The organism is Streptomyces sp. NPDC086080 (assembly GCF_044540255.1).
GTDB lineage: Bacteria > Actinomycetota > Actinomycetes > Streptomycetales > Streptomycetaceae > Streptomyces.
The window spans coordinates 232,991-258,295 of the sequence record NZ_JBITRU010000004.1 but is presented as its reverse complement, the minus strand read 5'-3'; the positions used below and the strand labels follow the sequence as shown (position 1 = coordinate 258,295).

At 72.1% G+C, this 25,305-nt stretch carries 16 protein-coding genes and 1 pseudogene; 5 read left to right on the top strand and 12 right to left on the bottom strand.

All coding sequences use genetic code 11. The features are described from left to right. Positions 1-122: 122 nt before the first annotated feature. From ACIF9R_RS07230 to ACIF9R_RS07210, 5 genes and pseudogenes are all read right to left on the bottom strand, one after another. Positions 123-1,502: pseudogene (locus ACIF9R_RS07230) on the bottom strand (protein kinase); the annotation flags it as partial. Positions 1,503-1,583: 81 nt separating this feature from the next. Next, entirely contained in the window at positions 1,584-3,275 is a 1,692-nt protein-coding gene (locus tag ACIF9R_RS07225) for a protein kinase (RefSeq protein ID WP_399975469.1), read from the bottom strand. A gap of 160 nt (positions 3,276-3,435) precedes the next feature. Next, a complete protein-coding gene (locus ACIF9R_RS07220; RefSeq protein ID WP_399975466.1) occupies positions 3,436-5,982 on the bottom strand; it encodes a protein kinase in 2,547 nt (848 codons plus the stop codon). 153 nt (positions 5,983-6,135) lie between these two features. Beyond that, positions 6,136-8,214 (bottom strand): serine/threonine-protein kinase, encoded by a 2,079-nt coding sequence (locus ACIF9R_RS07215; RefSeq protein ID WP_399975464.1) that lies wholly within the window; start codon positions 8,212-8,214, stop codon positions 6,136-6,138. A 218-nt stretch (positions 8,215-8,432) separates the two neighbouring features. After that, complete coding sequence (locus ACIF9R_RS07210; RefSeq protein ID WP_399975461.1) at positions 8,433-10,139, bottom strand: glycerol-3-phosphate dehydrogenase/oxidase; 1,707 nt, start codon at positions 10,137-10,139, stop codon at positions 8,433-8,435. A gap of 272 nt (positions 10,140-10,411) precedes the next feature. On the opposite strand from ACIF9R_RS07210, the gene ACIF9R_RS07205 reads away from it, so the two are divergent. After that, positions 10,412-11,620, top strand: coding sequence for a nucleotide sugar dehydrogenase (locus ACIF9R_RS07205; protein ID WP_399975458.1), 1,209 nt, complete (start codon positions 10,412-10,414; stop codon positions 11,618-11,620). Between the two features lie 655 nt (positions 11,621-12,275). Here ACIF9R_RS07205 and ACIF9R_RS07200 read toward each other — a convergent pair. The 4 genes from ACIF9R_RS07200 to ACIF9R_RS07185 form a co-directional block, all read right to left on the bottom strand. Continuing rightward, on the bottom strand, positions 12,276-13,400 hold the full coding sequence (locus tag ACIF9R_RS07200) for a GuaB3 family IMP dehydrogenase-related protein (RefSeq protein WP_399975457.1): 1,125 nt from the start codon (positions 13,398-13,400) through the stop codon (positions 12,276-12,278). Between the two features lie 128 nt (positions 13,401-13,528). Further along, entirely contained in the window at positions 13,529-15,031 is a 1,503-nt protein-coding gene (gene guaB, locus ACIF9R_RS07195) for an IMP dehydrogenase (protein ID WP_399975454.1), read from the bottom strand. A gap of 159 nt (positions 15,032-15,190) precedes the next feature. Then, on the bottom strand, positions 15,191-15,778 hold the full coding sequence (locus ACIF9R_RS07190) for a sigma-70 family RNA polymerase sigma factor (RefSeq protein ID WP_030221188.1): 588 nt from the start codon (positions 15,776-15,778) through the stop codon (positions 15,191-15,193). 768 nt (positions 15,779-16,546) lie between these two features. Then, entirely contained in the window at positions 16,547-17,158 is a 612-nt protein-coding gene (locus ACIF9R_RS07185; protein WP_003948568.1) for a response regulator transcription factor, read from the bottom strand. Positions 17,159-17,537: 379 nt separating this feature from the next. Between ACIF9R_RS07185 and ACIF9R_RS07180 the strand changes: the two genes are divergently transcribed. Continuing rightward, complete coding sequence (locus ACIF9R_RS07180; protein WP_399975451.1) at positions 17,538-17,870, top strand: WhiB family transcriptional regulator; 333 nt, start codon at positions 17,538-17,540, stop codon at positions 17,868-17,870. A gap of 49 nt (positions 17,871-17,919) precedes the next feature. Here ACIF9R_RS07180 and ACIF9R_RS07175 read toward each other — a convergent pair whose 3' ends face one another. Beyond that, complete coding sequence (locus ACIF9R_RS07175) at positions 17,920-18,816, bottom strand: LysR family transcriptional regulator (protein ID WP_399975449.1); 897 nt, start codon at positions 18,814-18,816, stop codon at positions 17,920-17,922. 80 nt (positions 18,817-18,896) lie between these two features. Here ACIF9R_RS07175 and ACIF9R_RS07170 point away from each other — a divergent pair, with 80 nt between their 5' ends. From ACIF9R_RS07170 to ACIF9R_RS07160, 3 genes are all read left to right on the top strand, one after another. Beyond that, positions 18,897-19,577 (top strand): MOSC domain-containing protein, encoded by a 681-nt coding sequence (locus tag ACIF9R_RS07170; RefSeq protein ID WP_399975448.1) that lies wholly within the window; start codon positions 18,897-18,899, stop codon positions 19,575-19,577. A 112-nt stretch (positions 19,578-19,689) separates the two neighbouring features. Continuing rightward, positions 19,690-20,463, top strand: a complete 774-nt coding sequence (locus ACIF9R_RS07165; protein WP_399975445.1) for an SDR family NAD(P)-dependent oxidoreductase — start codon at positions 19,690-19,692, stop codon at positions 20,461-20,463. A 124-nt stretch (positions 20,464-20,587) separates the two neighbouring features. Continuing rightward, positions 20,588-21,295, top strand: coding sequence for an ester cyclase (locus ACIF9R_RS07160; protein ID WP_399975443.1), 708 nt, complete (start codon positions 20,588-20,590; stop codon positions 21,293-21,295). Positions 21,296-21,854: 559 nt separating this feature from the next. Here ACIF9R_RS07160 and ACIF9R_RS07155 read toward each other — a convergent pair. Beyond that, positions 21,855-22,340, bottom strand: a complete 486-nt coding sequence (locus tag ACIF9R_RS07155) for a GNAT family N-acetyltransferase (protein ID WP_399975441.1) — start codon at positions 22,338-22,340, stop codon at positions 21,855-21,857. A gap of 495 nt (positions 22,341-22,835) precedes the next feature. Then, complete coding sequence (locus ACIF9R_RS07150; protein WP_399975439.1) at positions 22,836-25,085, bottom strand: MMPL family transporter; 2,250 nt, start codon at positions 25,083-25,085, stop codon at positions 22,836-22,838. Positions 25,086-25,305: the final 220 nt, after the last annotated feature.

Sequence of the window (25,305 nt, the reverse complement as noted above, 5' to 3'; positions counted from 1 at the left end):
TTCATCCATATCGCGCGAGACCGTCCCGTATCCACTGCGAACGCCCACCGGTCACAGACCCGTGACCCGCACCGGAACTTATCTCCCTTTTATCGCCCTTTGCGAACGGCCTGTGGTGAGGAACCCGACACCGAGGGGCCGGCCGTCGTCGGGGTCGCTGTCACCGGGCCGGCCGTCGTGGGGTCGGCCTCGGGGCCGGTCTGCGACGGCAGCGTCCGCTGCGGGCTGGTGGTCGTGGGGACGGACGCGGGCGGGCGTGGCCCGGGGGCCGGGTCGCCCGGGGGTGTCTCCGGCGCCGTGCTGCTCGGCGTACCGCCCCCGTCGCCGTCCCGGTCCTGCAGGAGCAGTGCCGCCGCGGACAGGCCCGCTCCCGCCATCGCGGCGACCGCCAGCGCGGCCAGGATCACCCCCCTCGTGGGCTGCCGCAGTACGGGAGGCTCCCCGAAGGCGCCACCCGGCCCCGAGGTACCCGACCGCGACGTACCCGGCCTCGATACGCCCGACCGGGATGCGCCCGGCCGTGAACCGCCCGGTCCGACGGCGTCCGGCGTCGCACCGGCCGTCGCCGCCCGCCAGGCCGCGTACCGCCGACGGGCCGGCTCCCGGTCCGGCGGCAGCAGTTCCGGGGAAGCCGACTCCGGCGTGCGACCCGTGGCGAGGAACGCCCTCAGCATCCGCTCGGCCCGGTCCGCGTCCAGCCGGCGGTTCGGATCGCGTTCCAGCAGACCGCGCACCACCGGCAGGATCGGTCGGGCCTCGGCGGGCGGACGGATCTCGTCGACCACGACCGCGTGCAGAACCCCGCTCAGGGAGTCGCGCCGGAACGGCGACTCGCCGCTGAGCGCCGTGCACAACAGCGCGCCCAGCGACCACAGGTCGGACTCGGGACCGGTCCGCGCGCCGGACATCCGTTCGGGCGCCGTGTACTCGGGAGAGCCGACGAACGAGCCGGCCTCGGTGAGCGTGGTGGAGCCCGACACCTGGGCGATGCCGAAGTCGGTGAGCAGCACCCGGTCGGTGTGGTCCTCCAGCAGGACGTTGGCGGGCTTGAGGTCACGGTGCAGCACACCGGAGGTGTGGGCGGCGCGCAGCGCGCCGAGCAGGTCGACGCCGATCCGCGCGGCCTCCGCGGCGCCGACCGGGCCCTGCTCGGCGATGCGCTCGGCGAGGGACGGCCCCTCGATCAGTTCCAGGACGATGTACGGGCGTTCGTCGTCCTCGACGACATCGTGGACGACGATGATGTTCGGGTGGCTCAACTGGGCGAGGGCACGCGCCTCGCGCAGGGTGCGGTCCCGTTGCCGTCGGGCCTCGGTCGCGGAGAGCGTCTCGTCGAAGGGGAGTTCCTTGACGGCGACGCTCCGCCCGAGCAGTTGGTCGGTGGCCCGCCAGACCACGCCCATGCCGCCGCGCCCGATCCTCGCCTCCAGCCGGTAACGGCCCGCGATGACACGGGCATTGTGCCGTGCGGTCCCGTTGCCCGGTTCCCCCTCGGTCACCATGCGCCCATCATGCCCCACCGGATGTGTCCGCTCCGGTACGGCGATTCGGCCAAGCGGCGCGCCCGCGCCCTGCCACGGGCGTCAGGGCTCGCGCCACCCCCGCAGGATCGTCCGGAACTGCTCGCCGGTCGTGTCCCAGTCGGCGGCCGGAGCGGCCATGTAGATCGCGTACTCGACGCCGTCGCGCGAGATGTACATCTGGTCGATCGCCCGGTACGGCCCCGGGAACTCCGTGTCCTTGGCCAGCGCCGTCCAGCTGTACTCCAGCCGTGCGCTGTCGCGGTCACGGTAGGTCAGGCGGCGCAGGCCCAGCGGCTCGTAGTCGACCAGGCGCGCGCCGACCTGCTGGTCGATGTCGCGCAGATGCTCGTAGGGGTCGTCGAAGTCGGGGGAGTCGTCCATGGCGATACGGAGCAGGTGCTTGCCGCCGTCGGGCGTGTAGTCGACCTGCCGGGTCTCCTCGTCGAAGACCACCCGCTCCCAGTCCTCGCCGGGCAGGACGACGGTGAACCCGAGCGGGTCGGTACGGCGCACCCACCCCTCGGGGAGGCCTCCCGCCGCGTCGGTCTCACCCGTCTTCGTGCCACTGGGCTCGGGCGTGGGCTCGGACGTGGGTCCGGACGTGCGCCCGGACGTGGTCCCGGACCTGGGCCCGGGGGACTCGCCGGGGCCCGCCGTGGAACCGCTGCCCCGGTCCCACTGTTTGAGCACCACCGCGGTTCCCCCGCCGATGATGACGGCCAGGGCGACGACCAGGGCGATCATCCGTCCGCGCATCCTCCGGCGCGGCGCGGCGGGCGGCCCGTACGGCTGCTGGAGGGCCGTGGAACCGCTGCCGGGCACCGGGTACGGCGGTGCCGCGCCGACGGCGGTCTCCGGGCCGCGCTGCTGCGGCAGCACAGGCGGCGCGGGGGCGTCGACGGCGCGGGTCGGCACGTACTCCTGCGCCGCGCGCGGCCGGCGTCCCTCCGCGGCCTCGGCGAGCAGCTGCTCGGTCTGGGAGACGTCGGGCCGGGTGGCCGGATCCTTGCGCAGCAGCGCGCTGATGACGGGCGCGAGCGGACCGGCGTGCCGCGGCTCGTCGGCCTCCTCCTCGACGACGGCCTGCATGGTGGTCAGCGGCGAGGTGCGGCGGAACGGCGACAGGCCCTCCACCGCCGTGTACAGCGTCGCGCCGAGCGCCCACAGGTCGGAGGAGGGGCCGGGGTCGTGGCCGCGAACTCGCTCGGGGGCCAGGTAGTCGACCGAGCCGACGACCTCTCCGGTGCGGGTGATGGCCGTGTCGCCGTCTATCTGCGCGATGCCGAAGTCGGTGAGCAGCACCCGGCCGTCCTTGCCGAGCAGAACGTTGCCGGGCTTGACGTCACGGTGCAGGACGCCGGCGGTGTGCGCGGCGCGCAGGGCGCGCAGCACCCACAGGCCGATCCGGGCGGCCTCGCGGGGCTCGACGCGTTCCTGATCCTTCAGCGTGTCGGCGAGGGAGTGCCCCTCGACCAGTTCCATCACGATCCACGGCCGGCCGTCGTGCTCCAGCACGTCGTGCACCGTGACGACGGCGGAGTGGTTGATCCGCGCGGCGGCCCGCGCCTCCGCGCGGGTGCGTGCCAGCAGCGTGATCCGTTCGCTGTCGGAGACGTAGAGCGCCGCGGTCAGTTCCTTGATGGCGACGGTACGGTGCAGCACCTCATCGTGCGCACGCCACACCCGGCCCATGCCACCGCTTCCGATGGATTCACCGAGCCGGTAGCGGCCCGCGACGAGCGAGCCCTGCATCTGATTCACGTTGCCCCGCAATGGTCTTGACAGGGCCAGGGTAAGTACTTGGCGACCATCCTGGGAACCGAGGGCACGCCATGGAGACCGCACTGTGATGGTTGTCGCTGTATCCGGCGGGAGGCAACCAAAAGGCGTGTTTCCGCGTACGGTCCGGGGTTCAGCCGGTGAACTGATAGGTCGCGGACGCCTGCTCGTACAGCCGGGTCACCTCGTCCCGCTCGGCCTCCGGTCCGCGCACCTGAACCACGTGGTAGCGGCCGTCGATCAGCGCCGCGAGGTTGCGGACGTACAGCTCGCCGCCGTCACCGGTCCAGGTGAACTGGCCCTCGGCCATGGTCCGTCCGCCCACCTCGATGGTCTTCAGGCCCGTGGAGGTGGCCCAGCTGGAGTCGCGGTAGGGCTGGAGCTCGCGCTCGTCGTCCCGCTGGTAGGCCATCGGGTCGCTGCCGTACTGCTCCGCACTGTCCCGGCCGGGGACGACGATGAGCTCGAAGTCGCCGCGGGAGTAGACGACCTGACCGCTGCCGTTCTTCGCGGTGCGCTGCCAGTTCTCGGCGACGGCGACCCGGAACCCCTCCGGGTCCTCGCGCAGGGTGAAGCCGTCGGCGACCTCGGGCCCTGTGGTCTGGGTCTCGTTGTCGGCGGCCGACTCCTCGGGGCTGTTCCCTGGGGTGTTCTCGGGGCCGTTCCCGGGCTCCGGCGAGTTCTGCCCGGCGTCGGGGGGGCTCGGCGCGGCGCTGACCTCACCGGCGGCGCCGGTAGGGTCGGTCGACGCCCCCGTGTTCTCCTCGCCCGCCCTGGGCATGAACAGCACGGCGTACGCGACCGCCGCCGCCATGGCGAGCAGCACCAGCAGCAGCAGGGAGCGGCCGAGCCGGCGCGGCGAACCGGTCTCCCGTTTCGTCCGCTTGTGCCGTCCGTGGTGTGCGGGGAGCCCGGCGCGCCGCCTGCGCACCAACTCACCCCGGCGCCGTATGACCGGCAGTCTGCTGGTGTCGGCGGGCGGTGCCGCTATGACGTGCACACCGGCCTCGGGCTCGGGCGCCGAGCGCACCAGCGATCGCAGCCAGCCGCGCAGTTCCTCGAAGTCCAGGCGTTCGGTGGGGTCCTGACGCAGCAGCGACTCCACGACCGGCCGGAGCGGCCCGCATTCCTCGGCGAAGGCGGGCGGCTCGGCACACACCATCTGCACCAGTTCGGCTGTCGACTCCTCCGGATAGGGGGCGTGTCCCTGGACGGCCCGGAACAGCAGGGAGCCCAGCGCCCAGAGGTCGGTGGCGGGGCCGATGGGCGCGGCCAGCTGCCAGTTCTCGTGCACCGGGCCGGCCTGCTCCGGCGCCCACCGCTCGGTCACGGGGCCGACGACGGCCATCCGGGCCTGCCTCGCCCGCTCGGCGGCCAGCGCGGTGGTCGGGCCCCGGCGGGCGGGGGTGTGCGCCACCAGGTCGTCCCAGCGGGCGGCAGGGGTGGCAGCGCCGGGGGCACCGACCGCTTCGAGGGCGGCGGGGCCCGTCGGACTGTCCGGGGGTCCCCCGAGGGCTCCCGGGCCTCCGGGGCCGGTACGGGGCGTGGCTCCTGGGCCTCCGGGGCCGGTGCGGGGCGTGGCTCCGGGGCGGCCGGTGGCACCCACGCCGTAGGGGTCGGCTATCTGCCCCGGCGGGACCGCGCCGGCCGGCGGTCCTTCGCCCTCGGGGGCGGGACGGGCGCCGGGCAGGGCCGTACGGCCGCTCTGCCGGTCCTCCTGCACGCGGGCGGCGGCACGGGCGCCGGCCCGGTACGCGGCGATGGCCCCCGCACGGGCCGCCCGCACGTCTCCGGCACTGTCGAGTGCCCTGGGTGCCGCGGCGGGAGTGAGCCCGCCCGGCAGGTCGGCGCCACCGCCCGGCAGCCGGCCGGCCCGTGCCTCGATGGCGGCGCGGCGCGCGGCATCGGGGTCGGGGTCCGGGTCACGGGCGAACCCGGGCGGCCAGGACGGGCCGGGCCCGGCCTCCGGCGTCCCGCTCCGCGCCGCCGCCGGTCCCAGGGCCTCCAGCGCCCCCGGCCGCTCCTCCACCGGTTCCGGTTCCGGGTCCGGAGCCGGCACCGGGTCGTAGCCGCACAGGGCTTCCTCCGCGGCTCCGACGGCGAGCCCGGTCAGCATGACCCGGCCGTCGTCGCAGACGAGTACCGTCCGCGCGGTGATGTTGCGGTGCACCCAGCCGTGGGAGTGCAGCACCCGCAGGGCCGTGAGGACGTCGGAGGCGACCTCCGCCGCCCGGTACGGGGACAGCGGTTTCTCGGCGAGCAGGGCGGCCAGCGGCCGGGCGGCCACGAGTTCACTGACGATCCACAGCGAACCGCCCTCCGCGAACACGTCGAAGACCTGGTCCAGGCGCGGGTGGTCGGGGATGGCGGCCGCCGCCTGCGCGGCCTCGACCGCACGCCGCACGACCGGATCGGCGGGCCGGCGCACACCGCCGCGCGCGGCTCCCGGACCGGGGCCGCCACGCCGGGCGAACCCGTCACGGGCGGTGAAGCCGTCGGGCAGCCCCTCGGCGTCGAGCACCTCGGCCTCGACGACCTCGGGCAACGGCACCTGCCTGACCAGGACTTCCTGCCCGCTGTACGTGTCGAAGGCGCGGGTTTCGGTCAGTTCGTACTCGTCGGAGGGGGGCAGCGGCAGGCGGTAGCGGTCGGCGAGAACCCGTCCCGCATAGTCGTCCACGTTGCCTCCCCCGGCACTACGGTCGGTCGGTTCCGTTCGCCCAGCGGCCCGTTGTCGCTGCGTACGGTCCGCAAGCATTCACGATACGTGCCGGAGGCAACCCGCAGAGAGGGGATGCCACATCTGGCTCCCCTTTCCGGAAACCGCTCACCCTCAGTCCTTGGGCCGGAACGTCTCGGTCAGCGTCCGCCAGGTGTTCTTGCGCTGATCGCTGTTCCACCGGTCGGCCTCGGCCGTGTACATCAGCCCGTACCCGAGCCGGTCACCGACGACGGTCCCCCGGTCGACGGACCGGTACGTGGTCCCGTTCTCCACATAGGTGAACTCCCAGTCGGCCGTCTTCCAGCCCCGGTACTCCACCGCCTCGATACGAATCCGCTGGTACTGAGCGCGCACCATGGCGCGCTCCTGGTTCGTCCAGTCCGCGACCGGGTCGTCCTTCGGTGTGGTCGTCCAGCCGATGAGCAGCTTCTGCCCGTCGGGGCCGGCGAAGCGGTCACCGGCGGCACCCGACGTCTGGAACGTCCACCCCTCGGGCAGTCCGATCGAGTACCCCTGGCTCCCCTGGTACGTCTTCGTCGCGGACGTACCGCCGTCGTCCCCGGCCGAGCCGTCCGCCTCGCCGGCGCCGGTGTCCGGGTCGCTCGTCCCCGAGCCCGAGCCCGACCCGGCCGATCCGGTCGCCTTGCCGTCGGGGTGCGTGCCGTCGGTCCGGGTGCCGCCGGACTCGTCGTTCTTGGTGTCGGCGCTCGGGTTCCCGCTGGCGGCGGTCCGATCGCCGGCGCCGCCCTTCGCCCCCGTGCCGCCCTCGTCGTCGCCACTGAGCACGATGGCCAGCACGATGCCGAGCACGGACAGGACGGCGACCAGCGCGATGGCGACCAGCGTCCGCCGCGGCACCACGTCGGTGAGCGACGCCCGTGGCACGGGCCGGGCCGGCAGGTCCGGCGGCGTCATCACCGGCCACCCCGAACTGCGGCCGCCGGCGGCCGGCTTCTGCGGCCCGCCACCTCGCCCACCCGACCCGGATGCCGGGCCCGGGGCCGTGGCGGACGCGGAGGGGGCGCGCGAGGCGGACGTGGAGGGGAGGGCCCCGGTGCCGGCCGCTGCCCCGGACGGCCCGCTCGCCCTCTCCGGAGTCGTCGCGGCGGTCGTGCCGGACGCCGAAGGGGTCGTGCCGGTGCCGGACTTGAACCGGTTCGCCGCGGCGGTGCCCGCCGGGCCGGCCGCCACCGCCTTGCGCACGGAACGCAGCGCGCCCCGCAGCTTCTCCCCCGCCTCCTCGCCCCGCTTGCTCCTGACGTCCCGTTCGCCGGGCTGCTCGGGCAGCGGCACGACCTTCGTGGCGTCCGCCGGCTCCTGGTCGGCCCGGCTGGGCGCGGGCGCGTTGATGACCGCGTTCAACAGGGCCCGGGCGCCGCTGTCGTCGAGCCGCTGGGCGGGGTCCTTGGTGAGCAGCCCGTAGATGACGTCCCGGAGCGGTCCGGCGTTCGTGGGCTCCTCCAGCGGTTCGGTCATCACCGCCGTGAGCGTCGCGATCGCGGAGCCCTTGTCGTACGGGGGTGTCCCCTCCACCGCCGCGTAGAGCAGCCCGCCGAGCGACCAGAGGTCCGCCGCCGGCCCGGGCTTGTGGCCGCGCGCCCGCTCCGGGGAGATGTAGGAGGGAGCACCGACCAGCATGCCGGTGGAGGTGATGGAGGGGTCGCCCTCGACCTGGGCGATGCCGAAGTCGGTGAGCACGACCCGGCCGTCCTCGGCGATCAGCACGTTCGACGGCTTCACGTCACGATGCAGGATGCCCTCCCGGTGCGCGGAGCGCAGCACGTCGAGCACGGCGAGCCCGACCTCGGCGGCACGCCGCGGCTCCAGCACGCCGTCCTCCCGGATGGCCTCGGCGAGCGACTTGCCCTCGACGAGTTCCATGACGATCCAGGGCCGGTCGTCCTCCTGCACCACGTCGAAGACGGTCACGGCGCTGTTGTTGCGGATCCGCGCGATCGCCTTGGCCTCGCGCAGCGTCCGCGTGATCAGCCGGCGCTTCTCCTCCTCGTCGATGCTCGACGGGAAGCGAAGTTCCTTGACGGCGACGGTTCTCCCCAGGGTTTCGTCCTGGGCACGCCACACCGTCCCCATGCCGCCGCGGCCGAGCACATCTCCCAGCCGGTACCGCCCGGCGAGGAGACGTGCGCTCTTGTCCTGACGGGATGTCCCCGCCCGCTCCGCCTCCGACATGCGTCCCCTCATGCAACCCGCCCTGACAGAGCCTTCATTGTCCCTCACCCGACAAGTGTCCGACGCCCAGGGTGCCGCTGCCCCCGATCCGGACCCGTCGCGGACGGCCCCGGCGGAGCACATCGTGCGGGGCCGGGGAGCGCGTTCCTCCGCGAAGCTCCCGGATCCAGTCGCCCATTCGAGTGATGCGGGACGCCGCCCGCGGCGTCGCGGGACGGCTATCGCTGCACGATGTCCGGCGCCCCCAGACGCGCCGCGTCCGCCGTCAGGTCGTCGGGCTGCCGCTGCGACTCCCGTTCGGCCTCCACGCGCTTCTCGTAGTGCTCCACCTCGCGCGCGATCTGTGCCGTGTCCCAGCCCAGTACCGGGGCCATCAGTTCGGCGGCCTCCCGCGCGCTGCGCGTGCCCCGGTCGAACGTCTCGATCGAGATGCGGGTGCGCCGGGTCAGCGCGTCGTCCAGATGCCGAGCCCCTTCGTGCGAGGCGGCGTAGGTGATCTCGGCGCGCAGATAGTCGTCCGCCGCCCGCAACGGCTCGCCCAGCGAGGGGTCGGCGGCGATGAGGTCCAGGACCTCCTCCGCCATCGTGCCGTACCGCTGCAGCAGGTGCTCCACCCGTACCGGGTGCAGTCCGGTGCGCGCCGCCGTCCTCGCCCTCGCGTTCCACAGCGCGTGGTAGCCCTCGGCGCCCACCAGCGGTGTGTCCTCGGTGACGCAGGCGGCGACGCGCACGTCGAGTCCGTGCACCGCCGCGTCCACCGCGTCCTTGGCCATCACCCGGTACGTCGTGTACTTGCCGCCCGCCACCACGACCAGTCCGGGTACGGGGTGGGCCACGGTGTGCTCGCGGGACAGCTTGCTGGTGGCGTCGGACTCGCCGGAGAGCAGCGGCCGCAGGCCGGCGTACACGCCCTCGACGTCGTCCCGCGTCAGCGGCACCGCGAGCACCGAGTTCACATGTTCGAGCAAATAGTCGATGTCGGCGCTGGACGCGGCCGGGTGCGCCTTGTCCAGGTCCCAGTCGGTGTCCGTGGTGCCGACTATCCAGTGCCGGCCCCAGGGAATGACGAAGAGGACGGACTTCTCGGTGCGCAGGATGAGTCCGGTCGTGGAGTGGATGCGGTCCTTGGGGACGACCAGGTGGATGCCTTTGGAGGCCCGGACATGGAACTGCCCGCGCTCCCCGACCATCGCCTGTGTGTCGTCGGTCCACACACCGGTGGCGTTGACGACCTGTTTGGCGCGGACCTCGTACTCGCCGCCGCCCTCGACGTCCCGCACCCGGGCGCCGACGACGCGCTCACCCTCGCGCAGGAACCCGGCCACCCGGGCCCGGTTGGCGGTCTTCGCCCCGTACGCCGCGGCCGTGCGGACGAGGTTCGCGACGAACCGGGCGTCGTCCATCTGGGCGTCGTAGTACTGCAGGGCACCGACCAGTGCGTCCTTCTTCAAGCACGGTGCCACGCGCAGCGATTGACGTCGGCTCAGGTGCCGGTGCACGGGCAGGCCCCGCCCATGTCCGCGGGCCATCGCCATGGTGTCGTAGAGCGCGACGCCCGCACCGGCGTACAGCCGCTCCCAGCCCTTGTGCTGCAACGGGTACAGAAACGGCACCGGTCGCACGAGATGCGGGGCGAGCCTTTCCAGCAGCAGGCCGCGCTCCTTCAACGCCTCGCGTACGAGCGCGAAGTCGAGCATCTCCAGATAGCGCAGGCCGCCGTGGATCAGCTTGCTGGACCTGCTGGAGGTGCCCGACGCCCAGTCACGCGCCTCAACCAGTCCGGTGGACAGTCCGCGCGTCGCGGCGTCGAGCGCCGTGCCCGCACCGACCACTCCGCCGCCCACCACCAGCACATCCAGTTCGTGCTCGGCCATGGATGCGAGTGATTCGGCGCGCTGCGCCGGTCCCAGTGTCGCTGTCCTCACCACTGCCTCCCGCTCATCGGTTGCGTCGGCCGCACCCGTCGGGCGAAGACCGGTCCGTCGTCCTCATGCCCAAATTCTGACCGGCATGCCCGACTTCAGCCACACGCGCCCCCAGCCTGTGGACAACGTCCGCGGAACGACTCACCGAAACCGGCCGACCAATCCCACATATCGGTCATATTTACTCCTAGTCTGACATTGCGCTCGCCTGTCCAGTCCACAGCGCTTGCGCACCTGTAGCACTCCGGTTATTGGGAAGGACGGCCCACGCCATGCCCGCAGATCTCGCCGTCATCGGACTCGGCCCGTACGGACTGCCCCTGGCCCAGGCCGCCGTCACCGCAGGCATCTCCACCATCGGTTACCGGACCGGCCCCGAATCCGGCTCCCTCAGCGCCGCCGAACAGCGCCGCATGCTCGCCCTGGGCTTCCGCAGCACCGCCAACCCCGCCGAGCTGGGCCGGGTGCGCACCGCCGTCATCTGCGCGCCGACCCCGCCGGGCACGGACGGCGGGCTGGACCTCGGCCAGGTCGAGACGGCCGCCCGGACCCTCGCCGCGCGGCTGCGCCCGCACACCACGGTGATCCTGGAGTCCCCGGTCCCCCCGGGGACGACGGAGGGGCCCCTGCTGCGCCTGCTCGAGTCGGGTTCGGGCCTGCGCGCGGGACGCGATTTCCACCTCGCCCACTCCCCCAGCCGTGTCGATCCCGGCAACCGCGACTTCACCCCCGCCAACACCCCGAAGGTCATCGGCGGCCTCACCCCCGCGTGCACCGAGTCGGCGGCCGCCTTCTACGGCCGGCTCACCGACAAGGTCGTCCGCGCGCGCGGCCCGCGTGAGGCGGAGACCGTGCAGCTCCTGGAGACCAACTTCCGGCATGTCAACATCGCCCTCGTCAACGAGATGGCCGCCCTCTGCCACGACCTGGGCATCGATCTGTGGGACGTCCTGCGCTGCGCGGAGACCAAGCCCTTCGGCTTTCACGCCTTCCGCCCCGGCCCCGGCGTCGGCGGCCACAGCGTCCCCCAGGACCTGACCGCCCACGCGGGACGCACCCTGCGCATGGCGGAACTCGCCCAGGAGGTCAACAGCCGCATGCCGCGCTACGTCGTGCAGCGCGCCGCCGCGCTCCTCAACGAGCACGGCAAGTCCGCGCGCGGCGCACGGGTGCTGCTCCTCGGCGTCACCTACAAGGCCGACCTCGCCGACCAGCAGGGCAGCCCGGCCCAGGAGATCGCGGTCCGGCTGATGGAACTGGGCGCCTCCGTCAGCTACCACGACCCGCACGTCCCGTCCTGGAACGTCCTCGGCCGGCCCGTTCCCCGCGCGGACTCCCTCTACGAGGCCGCCGCCGACGCCGACCTGACGATCCTGCTCCAGCAGCACCGCACGTACGACCTCCAGGGCCTGTCGGTGAAGGCCCAGCTCCTGCTGGACACCCGCGGGGCCACGCCTACGGGGGCGGCGCACCGGTTGTGAGCGGGGGCGCGCGGCGGCTGCCCGCGCCACAGGGGTTGGTGGTGGGCCGAGTGCCACACGGGTACGGTAGAAAACAGGTGGAGCCCACCGCAGAGGGCACTGCGGCAGGCTCCAGGATGGTTCACGGGTGTCCGCCCCTACTTCTTCTGGGGGCGGCCGCTCACGGCTGGAAAAGGTGGAGCCCACCGCAGGGGCTACTGCGGCAGGCTCCAAGATGGTTCACGGGTGTCCGCCCCTAGTCCTTGTGGGGGCGGCCGCTCACCATCCAAAAATCCGCAAGATCCACCTCCTCCGGCACTTCACCGTCCACAGACGGATCCGATCCCAGCGAGTGGGCCTGCGGTGGCGTCCCATGGGTGCCCCCTTCCACGACACCGCCCAGTTGCCCGGTGGAACGGTCCGTCGGAATCGGGCCGGGCCCCGAAGGGAGGGGTCCGGACCAGGTCCTTGGAAGGGGGCTCCCAGAAGAACTGGGGCGCCGTCGAGGACACTAGCGGCCTCACACGGGTGGACCAGCGCGGATCGGCCCCGAAAGCAACCGCGCGCCCCCCGACTGCCACGGGCGCCCCCGCGCGCCCCCTGACATGCGAAAAGGACCGGCCACCTCACCAGGTGACCGGCCCTCTCGGTGCCGTACGAAAAGCCCGCGCGGCCGCTACCGCCGGTGCTGCGAGTCCGCGACCGTCACCTCGACGCGCTGGAACTCCTTCAGTTCGCTGTAGCCGGTCGTGGCCATCGCGCGGCGCAGGGCGCCGAAGAGGTTCATCGAGCCGTCGGGGGTGTGGGACGGGCCGGTGAGGATCTCCTCCAGGGTGCCGACCGTGCCGAGGTCGACCTTCTGACCGCGCGGCAGTTCCGGGTTGACGGCCTCCATGCCCCAGTGGTTGCCCTTGCCCGGACCGTCCGTCGCGCGGGCCAGCGGGGAGCCCATCATCACGGAGTCCGCGCCGCAGGCGATCGCCTTGGCCAGGTCGCCGGACCAGCCGACCCCGCCGTCCGCGATCACGTGCACGTACCGGCCGCCGGACTCGTCCATGTAGTCGCGGCGGGCCGCGGCCACATCGGCGACCGCGGTGGCCATCGGCACCTGGATGCCCAGGACGTTGCGCGTGGTGTGCGCGGCGCCGCCGCCGAAGCCGACCAGGACGCCCGCCGCGCCGGTGCGCATGAGGTGCAGGGCGGCGGTGTAGGTGGCGCAGCCGCCGACGATCACCGGGACGTCGAGCTCGTAGATGAACTGCTTCAGGTTCAGCGGTTCGTGCGAGCCGGAGACGTGCTCGGCCGACACCGTCGTACCGCGGATGACGAAGATGTCCACGCCGGCGTCGACGACGGCCTTGGAGAACTGGGCGGTGCGCTGCGGGGAGAGCGCGGCGGCGGTGACCACGCCCGCGTCGCGCACCTCCTTGATGCGCTGCCCGATCAGCTCCTCCTGGACGGGAGCCGCGTAGATCTCCTGGAGGCGCCGGGTGGCCGCCTCGGCGGGCAGGCCGACGATCTCGTCCAGCAGCGGCTCGGGGTCCTCGTGGCGCGTCCACAGGCCCTCGAGGTTCAGCACCCCGAGGCCGCCGAGCTCGCCGATGCGGATCGCGGTGGCCGGCGAGACGACCGAGTCCATGGGAGCGGCCAGGAACGGCAGCTCGAAGCGGTAGGCGTCGATCTGCCAGGCGATCGAGACCTCCTTCGGGTCCCGCGTACGGCGGCTGGGGACGACGGCGATGTCGTCGAAGGCGTACGCCCGGCGGCCGCGCTTGCCGCGCCCGATCTCGATCTCAGTCACGTCTGTGGCCTTTCCCTGATGCGTTGCAGCGCCTTCCAGTATCCCCGACGGCAGTGGCGCCCACCGCCCCGGACGTACGGCGAGGGCGGCCCCGGATGGTCCGGATCCGCCCTCGCCGAAGTCCGCCGCTACTGGCGGTTGTAGTTCGGTGCCTCGACCGTCATCTGGATGTCGTGCGGGTGGCTCTCCTTGAGGCCGGCCGACGTGATGCGCACGAAGCGGCCCTTGGACTCCATCTCCCCGATGGTCGCGGCGCCCACGTAGCCCATGGTCTGGCGCAGACCGCCGACGAGCTGGTGCAGCACGTTGGCCAGCGGGCCGCGGTAGGGCACCTGGCCCTCGATGCCCTCGGGCACGAGCTTGTCGTCGGAGGCGACCTCGGCCTGGAAGTAGCGGTCCTTGGAGTACGACCGGCCCTGCCCGCGGGACTGCATGGCGCCCAGCGAGCCCATGCCGCGGTACGACTTGAACTGCTTGCCGTTGATGAACTGCAGCTCGCCGGGGGACTCCTCGCAGCCGGCGAGAAGGCTGCCCAGCATCACGGTGTCCGCGCCGGCGGCGAGCGCCTTGCCGATGTCCCCGGAGTACTGCAGCCCGCCGTCCCCGATCAGCGGAACGCCCGCCGCGCGGGCCGCGAGGGACGCCTCGTAGATGGCCGTGACCTGCGGGACACCGATGCCGGCGACGACCCGGGTGGTACAGATCGAACCGGGGCCGACGCCGACCTTGATGCCGTCGACACCGGCGTCGATGAGGGCCTGGGCACCGTCGCGGGTGGCCACGTTGCCGCCGATCACATCGACGCCGACGCTCGACTTGATCTTCGCCATCCAGCTGAGGGCGTTGCTGTTGTGGCCGTGCGAGGTGTCGACGACCAGGAAGTCCACGCCGGCCTCGGCGAGCGCCTGGGCCCGCTCCAGGGCCTCGGGGCTGGCGCCCACGGCGGCGCCGACGATCAGGCGGCCTTCCTCGTCCTTGGCGGCATGGGGGTACTTCTCCGCCTTCACGAAGTCCTTGACCGTGATCAGGCCCTTGAGCAGACCCGCGCCGTCGACCAGGGGAAGCTTCTCGATCTTGTGGCGGCGCAGCAGCTCCATCGCCTCCACGCCGGAGATACCGACGTGCCCGGTGACCAGCGGCATCGGGGTCATGACCTCGCGCACCTCGCGGGAGCGGTCGGTCTCGAAGGCCATGTCACGGTTGGTGACGATACCGAGCAGCTTCTTGCTGCCGTCGGTGACCGGAACGCCGCTGATGCGGAACTTCGCGCACAGGGCGTCGGCCTCGGCGAGCGTGGCGTTCGGGTGAATGGTGATGGGGTCGGTGACCATGCCGGACTCGGAGCGCTTCACCAGGTCGACCTGGTTGGCCTGGTCCTCGACGGAGAGGTTGCGGTGGAGCACCCCGACGCCGCCCTGACGCGCCATGGCGATCGCCATGCGGGACTCGGTGACCTTGTCCATCGCGGCCGAGAGCAGGGGGATGTTCACCCGGACGTTGCGGGAGATGCGGGACGAGGTGTCGACCGCGTTGGGCAGCACCTCGGATGCGCCCGGCAGCAGCAGCACGTCGTCGTAGGTGAGCCCGAGGGTCGCGAATTTTCCGGGCACTCCGTCGACGTTGGCAGTCATGACACCTTCCCCAAATGGCCTTGATCGGTGCGGATGTCCATGCTAACGGGAAGCGCGGGTGTCTCCTTCCACGGTTTCGCACGGCTCCGGCTTCGTATGTTCGTACGGGAACGGCTGATCGTCCGTTCATACGCCGAAGGGGTGGCGCGAGGGCGGCGGTTACTGCTCCGCCAGGGCGCGCAGTCTGCTCAGCGCGCGGTGCTGTGCCACCCGGACGGCCCCGGGTGACATTCCCAACATCTGCCCGGTCTCCTCCGCCGTGAGCCCCACGGCGATGCGCAGCAGGATCAGCTCGCGCTGGTTCTCGGGCAGGCTGGCCAGCAGTTTCTTGGCCCATTCGGCGTCGCTGCTGAGCAGGGCGCGCTCTTCCGGGCCGAGGGAGTCGTCGGGGCGCTCGGGCATCTCGTCGGAGGGCACGGCGGTCGAGCCGGGGTGCCGCATCGCGGCGCGCTGGAGGTCGGCGACCTTGTGGGAGGCGATGGCGAAGATGAACGCCTCGAAGGGCCGGCCGGTGTCCTTGTAGCGGGGCAGCGCGAGCAGCACCGCGACGCAGACCTCCTGGGCGAGGTCCTCGACGAAGTGCCGGGCGTCGCCGGGCAGCCGGGACAGCCGGGTGCGGCAGTAGCGCAGCGCCAGGGGATGGACATGGGCGAGCAGGTCGTGTGTGGCCTGCTCGTCTCCGTCGACGGCGCGATGGACGAGCGCACCGAACGCCCCTTGGGCAGTGCCCGCCTCGTCGTCGCGCATCGGTCCATGGTGCCTTGCGGACGTCTGGTCCGTCGCACCGTGTCCCTGGTTGTGCACCGAAGCGTTATGAGCAGGTGCGCCGGAACTCATACCCTGCGCCCTCCCCTCCCGCTCGACCGACTCGTCCCCGAGGAACTCCACACCTCAAGGATGCGCCATCCGCGCCGAAACGAGCAGCGGGCATCTTCCGGACACCGTGGAAGCCCGGACGGGCCGGAGTCGCGGTGCGGTTTCCGCGCAGGGGCGACCGGCTCGGGGACGGTCGTCCGGACCGGTCCGGCGGGCTGCTCGCCGAGGCGAAAACGGCGGAGACCCACGGCCCGGCCGAGGAGCAGGCCGCCGCGCCGCTCGGGCTCCGGTCCGGCGCGGAGAGGGCGGAACCGGAACCCGCACCCCGCTCTTCCGCACACCTCTCGCCAACGGAAGGCGGGCCCTCGCCAACGGGAGGCCGACCCCCGACGCCGGGAGGCGGGCCCTCGCCAACGGGAGGCCGACCCTCGACGACACCGCGCGGTGATGCCGTCGCATTCCAGGAGCGCCCCGATGTCCGGGCCACCACGCCGACCGGACGGCCCGGCATCCGCGGCATCACACACCGGCAGCTCCCGGCAGGACGCGTCCACCGACCCGCGAGGGACGCACCCATCCGCGCCCGCGCGCGGGGCGTGGCACCCGCGCAGGCACATCGCCGTCCCCGCGGGGGCACAAGCTCGCACCACCACGCCGCGCCGCATCCGGCCCGACCCTGCCCGGCCCGAAGGTCGGGCCCTAACGCACCAGGCCCCACCGGAACCCGAGCGCCACCGCGTGGGCCCGGTCGGAGGCGCCGAGCTTCTTGAAGAGCCGTCGCGCGTGGGTCTTGACGGTGTCCTCGGAGAGGAACAGCTCCCGGCCGATCTCCGCGTTGGAGCGTCCGTGGCTCATGCCTTCGAGGACCTGGATCTCCCGCGCGGTGAGCGTGGGCGCCGCGCCCATCTCGGCGGAGCGCAGCCGCCGCGGGGCGAGCCGCCAGGTCGGGTCGGCGAGCGCCTGCGTGACCGTGGCCCGCAGCTCCGCGCGCGAAGCGTCCTTGTGCAGGTAGCCACGCGCGCCGGCCGCCACCGCGAGCGCCACACCGTCGAGGTCCTCGGCGACGGTGAGCATGATGATGCGCGCTCCCGGGTCGGCGGACAGCAGCCGGCGGACCGTCTCGACGCCGCCCAGGCCGGGCATGCGTACATCCATCAGAATCAGATCCGAGCGATCGGCACCCCAGCGGCGGAGGACTTCCTCGCCGTTGGCCGCCGTCGTCACGCGCTCGACACCGGGCACGGTCGCGACCGCGCGGCGGAGCGCCTCTCGGGCAAGCGGGGAGTCGTCGCAGACGAGGACGGAAGTCATGGCCGCCCTCCGCAGCTGATGCGCGTCACCTTGAGCCTCCAGGCTGGTACGAAATCGTCACCTGTGCGGTCGACCGTCTCGGACGCCGGCCCGAGCGCTTGTTCCTTCAACCGCCTCGCACTCTCAACGATGGTCACTCGAAAGAGTTACGGGGCCGTCCGCCATCTTCGGCACTCTACGTGAGGAGGCGTTCACGGTGCAGACATGCGCGCGGACCCTCGAACTTTCACTACAACCCATGCCCCATTCAGACCCTTTTCTTCCCCTTTGATGGTGTCCGGAGCTAGATTCGCAATGAGTCATATTTTCATCTCCTTGGATCGTAGTTGTACGGTCATGGACACCGGATCCGCCCAGAACCGCTACAAGGGGTCACGTAATGGCAGATTTCTCCCGCCTTCCCGGACCGAACGCGGACCTGTGGGACTGGCAGCTCCTGGCCGCCTGCCGCGGGGTGGACAGCTCGCTGTTCTTCCACCCCGAGGGTGAGCGCGGTGCGGCGCGGAGCGCTCGCGAGAACTCGGCCAAAGAGGTCTGCATGAGGTGCCCGGTACGCGCCGAGTGCGCCGCGCACGCGCTGGCGGTTCGCGAACCGTACGGCGTGTGGGGCGGCCTGACCGAGGACGAGCGCGAAGAACTGATGGGGCGGGCGCGTCACCGGCTGGTGTCGGCGTCGGCCGGCGGCGGACACGCCACCACCTCGAACAACTGAAGGAACGTTTCTCCAAGGCGCGTCCCCGGAGAACGCGCGCACGCGCCTCTCAGCGGGCCGCTGCCGCCGCGAGCTTGTCCAGCGTCGCGGCGACCGCGGGCACCTGGGCGAGATCGGGGAGGGTGAGTGCGACGATCTCGCGTCGCACGGCGGGCTCCAGCGCCACGGCGCGGACGCCCCGGGGCCGTACGGACTCGATGGCCAGCTGAGGCAGGACCGCGACTCCGAGTCCCGCGCCGACCAGTCCGGCGACCGCCGGGTAGTCGTCGGTCGCGAAGTCGATGCGCGGGGTGAAGCCGGCCGTCTCGCACACCTCGACCAACTGCCCCCGGCAGCGTGGACAGCCCGCGATCCACGGCTCGTCGGCGAGTTCGCCGATGGCCAGGGACTTGGCGCGCGCGAGCCGGTGCCGCTCCGGCAGGAGCCCGACGAGCCGGTCCGACAGCAGCGGCCGTACGACCAGGTCGTCCCACTCCTCGTCGCCCGCCGCCCCCTCGTACCGGAAGGCGAGGGCCACGTCGCAGTCACCCTCGCGCAGCATCCGCACGGAGCGTGGCGGTTCGGCCTCCTCCAGGGAGACCCGGGTTCCCGGGTGGGCGTCGCGCAGGGCGGCGAGGGCAGTGGGGACGAGCGTGGAGCTGCCGCTGGGGAAGGAGACGAGCCGGACCCGGCCCGCGCGCAGCCCGGCGATGGCTGCGACCTCCTCCTCGGCCGCGGTGAGTCCGGCGATGATCCCGGCAGCGTGCCGCACCAGCGCCTCGCCGGCCTGGGTCAGACGCATCTCACGGCCGCTGCGGACGAGCAGGGGCGTGCCGACCGAGGCCTCCAGGGCCTTCATCTGCTGGCTGACGGCGGGCTGGGTGCAGCCCAGTTCGCGGGCCGCCGCGGAGAAGGAACCGGTGGTGGCCACGGCGCGCAGCACACGGAGATGACGGGCTTCGATCACACCCACAAGAATAAGTGACTCTTTGACATTCCGGTCATTAATGCGTCGACGCTTTTAGCCGCATCACCTACCGTGCGCCCATGAAGCTTCTCTCTGTGAACCTGGGACGCCCCCGAGCGGTGCCCTACACGGATCAGCCCGACGGTGTGACCGGTATCGACAAGCGGCCGGTGGCCGAGCCGGTACGGGTGGAGGCTCCGGGACCCAAGGGGGTCGGGGGCAGCGGGCTGACCGGGGACGCGGTGTGCGAGACGAGGCACCACGGCGGTGACGACCAGGCCGTCTATGCCGTGGCCCGGGAGGATCTCGACGAGTGGGAGCGCACGCTGGGACGCCCGCTGCCGCACGGCTCCTTCGGCGAGAACCTCACCACGGAAGGCATCGACGTGTCCGGCGCCTTGATCGGCGAACGCTGGGGCATCGGCGCGGAGGTGGTCCTGGAGGTCACCAGCGGGCGCATCCCCTGCCGCACCTTCCAGGGCCATCTGGGTGAGAAGGGCTGGGTGAAGCGCTTCACGCAGCGGGGCGCGCCGGGCGCGTACCTGCGGGTGATCCAGCCCGGTGAGATACGCGCGGGCGACGCCGTACGGATCCTGCACCGGCCGGACCACGAGGTGACGGTGGCTCTGCAGTTCCGCGCGGTGACGACCGACCGGACGCTGCTGCCCCGGCTGGCGGCGGCCGGCGAGGCACTGCACCCGGAGGCGCTCGCGACGGCACGGACGTATATGGAGAAGTACGGTACACGGCAGGCGACCTGACGGACGGTCACCGCTCGGCGCCGCGGAGCCCTGCCGGGACGGTTCGTGGAGGTGGTGGTGAACCGGGAGGCGCGGAGCGGACGCCTCCCCTCCCGGTAACTACTCTTGCGCCATGACAACGGCTCTGATTACGGGATCGACGGCTGGGATCGGTGCCGCGTTCGCGCGGCAGCTGGCGGCCGACGGACACGACCTGGTGCTGGTGGCCCGCGACACCGGCCGGCTGCGCGAGCAGGCCACCGAGTTGCACGACCGCCATGGCATCGAGGCGGAGGTGCTGACCGCCGACCTGGCTCAGGACAAGGGCATCGAGACGGTGGCCGACCGGCTCGGTGACCCCAGGAACCCCGTCGACCTGCTGATCAACAACGCCGGTTTCGGCAACAGGGGCCGCTACCTGGAGGTCCCCATGGCCGACGAGCTGCGGATGCTCAAGGTGCACTGCGAGGCCGTGCTCCGGCTGACGTCGGCGGCGGTGGAGCCGATGCGGGAGCGGGGCCGCGGAGGTGTCGTGAACGTCGCCTCGACCGCCGCGTTCGTACCGCGCGGGACGTACGGGGCCTCCAAGGCGTGGGTCGTGCAGTTCACCCAGGGCGCGGCGGTGGACCTGGCGGGCCACGGCGTGCGCCTGATGGCGCTGTGCCCCGGCTTCGTGCGCACCGAGTTCCACGAGCGGGCCGGGATGGGCACGGACAACATCCCGAAGTGGATGTGGCTGGACGCGGACAAGGTCGCCTCGGCGGCGCTCGCCGACCTGGCCCGGGGCAGGACGGTGTCGATCCCCGACCCGCGGTACAAGGCGCTGATGGGGGCGGCGAAGCTGATCCCGCGCGGGCTGCTGGGCGGGGTGTCGTCCCGGACGGGACGCAAGTACGGCCCCCGGTAGAGGCCGCTCCGCACGCCCCGGCCGGCCGAACGGGACGAGTTCCGTTCCCCGGAGGAAGATGGAGGTGCCAGGACACCCGGGCTTTGAGGACCCCCGGACCCAGGGGGCCGGAGGCGGTGACGTCATGACCTTCATCCAGCTCATCGACTGCAGGACGAACCGGTTCGAGGAGATGAACCGGCTGATGGACCAGTGGGTCGAGCAGACCAAGGGCAAGCGGACGGCGACGCACGCGCTGGTCGGCAAGGACCACTCGGACACGTCGCACCTGATCGAGATCGTGGAGTTCCCGTCCTACGAGGAGGCGATGCGGAACTCGCAGCTCCCGGAGACCGACCGGATCTTCCGCGAGATGGTGGCGCTGTGCGACGAGATGCCCACGTTCACGGACCTGGACGTGGTGCGCGACGCGCAGCTGAACACGGACACGGCGCGACGCTTCTTCGAGGTGGTGACCACCTCGGACGACCTGTCCCCGCTGACGGGCCTGACCGAGGAGCACTACCACGGCCACGATCCGGCCGACGAGCAGGACGTGATCGGCCTGGACCACCTCCGGCGCGAGCTGGACGAGTGGCGCGGCGGCTTCGACTTCGCGTTCCGCGTCGAGGACCAGATCGCCCAGGACGACCGCGTGTGCACCCGCTGGAGCTGGGAGGGCACCCACAAGGCCGACTTCCTGGGCATCCCGGCGACCGGGAAGAAGGTCTCCATGACCGGGACGACCATCTTCCGCTTCGGTGACACCGGGAAGATCGTCGAGGGCTGGTGGGAGTACGACCGGCTGGGTCTGATGGCGGAGCTGGGGGCGCTGGAGCCGACGGAGCTCTGAGCCGGCAGGCCTTGGGCGGCGGCGGTGCGTGCACGGCGGGGCTCGGAAGTGTGTCGGCGTCGGCCCGGGAACACGGCGAACGTGTCGTCGGGGCACACCGAGTGGACGCCGTGGTCCCGCCCCGTCCGGAAAGGGGGGACGGCCGCTGGGCACGCTCACGCGCGAACAGCTCGCAGGGTCACCCAACGGCCGAACCCCTGCCCGCCCAGCGCTTGTACGTGTTTGCCGCCCGTGTTCTTGACGGACTTGCAGGTGTGCCCGGTCCTGGAGCCCGAGCGGACGGCCGGCGCCTTCTTGACAGGTGACGTCCTCGCCCCCGGCGAGCGGAGCAGCCAGTGCTCCCGGTGCGCTCGGCACCAGCATCACCGCGGCCGCCGTCGCGACCGGCGGCTGGGCCAAGGACGCCCTCCGCTCCCTGGCGGGTCCGGGTCAGTTGCGCGGGCCGGGCCGAGGCCGCCGCCCTGCCGGAAGGCGAGGGAACCGGTCACGGGGTGGAGCGCTGGCTCATACGGTTCTGGCCCGCCGACGTGTGAGGCGGCAGGACTGCGGTGGGAGCGAGTCATCCCGAAGGAATGCGGAACTCGAATTCGGGACGGTCCCACGGCACGGCGGGCGGGTTGGCGCGCGCGGTCCCGGTCCGCACCGCACCGACGCGGTGGTAGAAATCCTCGGCGGGGACATGGGACACGACCAGGACACGGTCGAGCCCAGCGGCACGGGCCTCGGACTGCATGTGCGCCACGAGCAGCCGTCCAACACCCCGTCCTTGCACTTCGTCGGCGACGAACAGCAGGTCGAGCTCCGGTGGCGCGAGGACGAGCGAGTAGAACCCGAGGACCCGGCCTCCATGCACGTCACCGCCGACGGCCACGAAGGCGCGGTGGGCCTCGATGTAATCAGGACCGACCCGGTAGCCCGCGACCGCGGACGCGTACTTGCCCTCGTAGGCGCCCGAGCCACGCACGAGCCGCGTGAGCCGTTTGGCATCCCGCGCGACAGCCCTCCGTATCGTGATCGGGTGGACCGGGGAAGTGCGTGAACCCATCAGAAGAGTATTTCGCACCGCGGAGCACCTTCGTGCGGCGGGTCGACTGCTCGGACAGGCCCTCCTCACCGCTCCTGGGAAAGGCGAGGACGTCGACCTCGGCCTCCACGGGCCGGGTGACCGCCGTCCGTGTAGGCCGCCAGGTCAGCGGCCCGACGAACTCCGCGGAAGCCCCATCGGGACAGTTCCCGACGGGGCTCCGCCGTATCACCGCCGCCCGATGGCGAGGCGGCACTGGACGCCTCCCGACCAGGCTGAAGACCTCTCGGGCGGCATAACGCTCGAGGCATCCGGTGATCTCACGTCGGGTCTCGCCCTCCCGAGTGCGGCGTTCGTAGTACGCCTGGGTGCGGGGATCGAAGCGCAGCCTGGTGAACACAATGCGGCGCGGGGCCGCATTGCCTTGCCGGTCGCCCCCTTGGGTGAGCCGACGCGAGTTCCGCCGGCCGCCGGTGCTCGAGCACGGCGGCCGGGCGGGCCGGGCGGGTCGCGTGGTCAGACTCGGGTCGTGTCCTTCACGTACGGCGGCTGCGCCTGGGCCTGCGGCCGGCCGGCTGTCGGCACCGCGGCCGTCACCGGTCCGCCCTCGTGGAGCCCGAACCGGTCGTGGAACCTGCGCAGGAACGGCGGCGCGTACCAGGCCGAGCGGCCCAGCAGGCGCATCGCGGCGGGGACGAGCACACCGCGCACGGCGAGGGCGTCGATGAGGATGGCCAGCCCGCTGCCCAGGCCGAACATCTGCATGAAACTGATCTGCGAGGTGCCGAAGGCGAAGAAGCTCACCGCGAGCAGGAAGGCCGCCGCGCTCACGATGCGTCCGGTGTGCCCGAGACCGTCGGCCACGGCGGTCTCGTTGTCCTTGCCCAGGTCGTGGAGTTCCTTGATGCGGCTGGTGACGAACACCTCGTAGTCCATCGACAGGCCGAAGGCGATGCAGAACATCAGCACCGTCATCGCCATCTCCATCGGCTGCGGGGTGAAGCCGAGCAGGGAGGAGAGGTTGCCGTCCTGGAAGATCCACGTCATGACGCCGAGCGTCGCCGCCAGGCTCGTCACGTTCAGGACCAGCGCCCGCAGCGGCTGCACGACACTGCCGGTGAACAGGAAGAGCAGGGCGAAGGTGGTGAGGACGATCAGGGCCAGGGCGAGGGGCAGCCGGTCGCCGATGGACTCCCTGGAGTCGACCAGCTGGGCGTCACTACCGCCGACGAGGGCGGTCCCGCCGGGCGGGGTGACCGCCCTCGTCTCCTCGACCAGCGTCTGTGCCGCCTCCGACCTCGGCGTCAGGGAACTCACCACGGTGATCCGCTGGGCGTCTTCCCGCCCGAGCGCCGGGTTGCCGGCGCCGTCCGCCCCGGATTTCCCCCCGCTGTAGGTGCCCGTGCTGGTCTCGACCCGCACCACACCGTCGAGGTCGGACAGTTCCGACGCGTACGAGGCCAGCGGGCCCTTCTCCACGGCCTGGTCGATGACGATGTGCAGTGCGGCTTCCTCGGTGCCGTCGAAGTTCTCCCGCAGCGCCGTGGATACCTGCCGGCTCCCCGCGTCCTCGGGCAGCACCCGCTCGTCCGGGATGCCGAAGGTGATGCCGAGCAGCGGGCTCGCCGCCAGCACCAGCACGGCGAGGACGGGCAGCGCGGTGAGCGCCGGCCGCCGCATGACGGTACGGGCCAGCCGCCCCCACATCGGCGCCCGTGCGTCGGTACGCCCCGGCTTCGCCCACGGCAGCCGCCCGCTGTTGACCCGGTGGCCCAGCACGACGAGCAGCGCCGGCATCACGAACAGCGTGCTGACGGCCGCGATGGCGACGACACCGACTCCGGCGAAGCCGCACGAGCGGAGGAAGTACTGCGGGAACACCAGCAGCGCGCCGAGCGCCGCCGCCACGGTCGCGGCGGAGAACGCGACGGTACGGCCCGCGGTGCTCACCGTGCGCCGCACCGCGTCCTCCACGCTCGCGCCGGCCCCCAGCTGCTCACGGAAGCGGCTGACCATCAGCAGGGCGTAGTCGATGCCCAGTCCCAGGCCGAGGGCGGTGGTGAGGTTGGTCGCGGTGTCGGCGACATCGGTGACATCGGCGAGCAGCGACAGCTGGGCGAGCGAGCCGACGACGGCGATGACGGCGATCACCAGCGGCAGCAGCGCCGCGACGACGCTGCCGAACACGAACAGCAGCAGGATGAGCGTCAGCGGGACCGCGATGGCCTCGGCCAGGATCAGGTCGTCCACCACCTGCTGGGACAGCTCGCCGCCCACGGCGGCGCCTCCGCCGGCCCGGACCGTGAGCGTGCCGTCGTGGGTGCCGGTGTACGTCTCCAGCAACTCCTTCGCGCTGAGCCGCTGTTGGGTCTCGTCGCCCGTCACGTGGGCCAGCACCATGGCCTCGCTGCCGTCCCGGGACCGCAGCACGGGGTTGTCCGTCTCCCAGTAGGAGACGACGTTGGTGAGCCGCTTCTCCTCCTTCAGTTCGGCGACCAGCGCCTCGCCGCTGCGCCGGGCGCCGGAGGCGTCGACATCGCCGTCGGAGGCGCGCACCAGCAGGATGAGGTTCGTCTCCCCGCCGAATCTCTCGTCGATGACCTCGGCGGCCCGGCTGGACTCGGAGGCAGGGTCGTCGAAGCCGCCGCCGAGCAGCTTGTCGAACGCGCCCGCGCCCACCACGGTCATGAGGACGACCGCCGCGACGGCCACGGCCAGGACCAACCGGGCCCGGCGGATCACCAACTCTGCCAAGCGTTCGAACACGCCACATCTCCTTCGAATTGTCCACAACGGTGGGGACGACGTGTCCGCCGGACGCCCGAATGGGCCGGCGTGGCAACCCGCACACCCTTGAACCCCGTCCGGCAGGCGCGGTGTCGCATTCCTCGTCGCGAGCACGACGTTAGTGAGGCGACAGATCCTTTGACAGAAGGAGAATTTTCTGACAGTGTCAGATATAACATCCATGCTGTAAATATTCTTG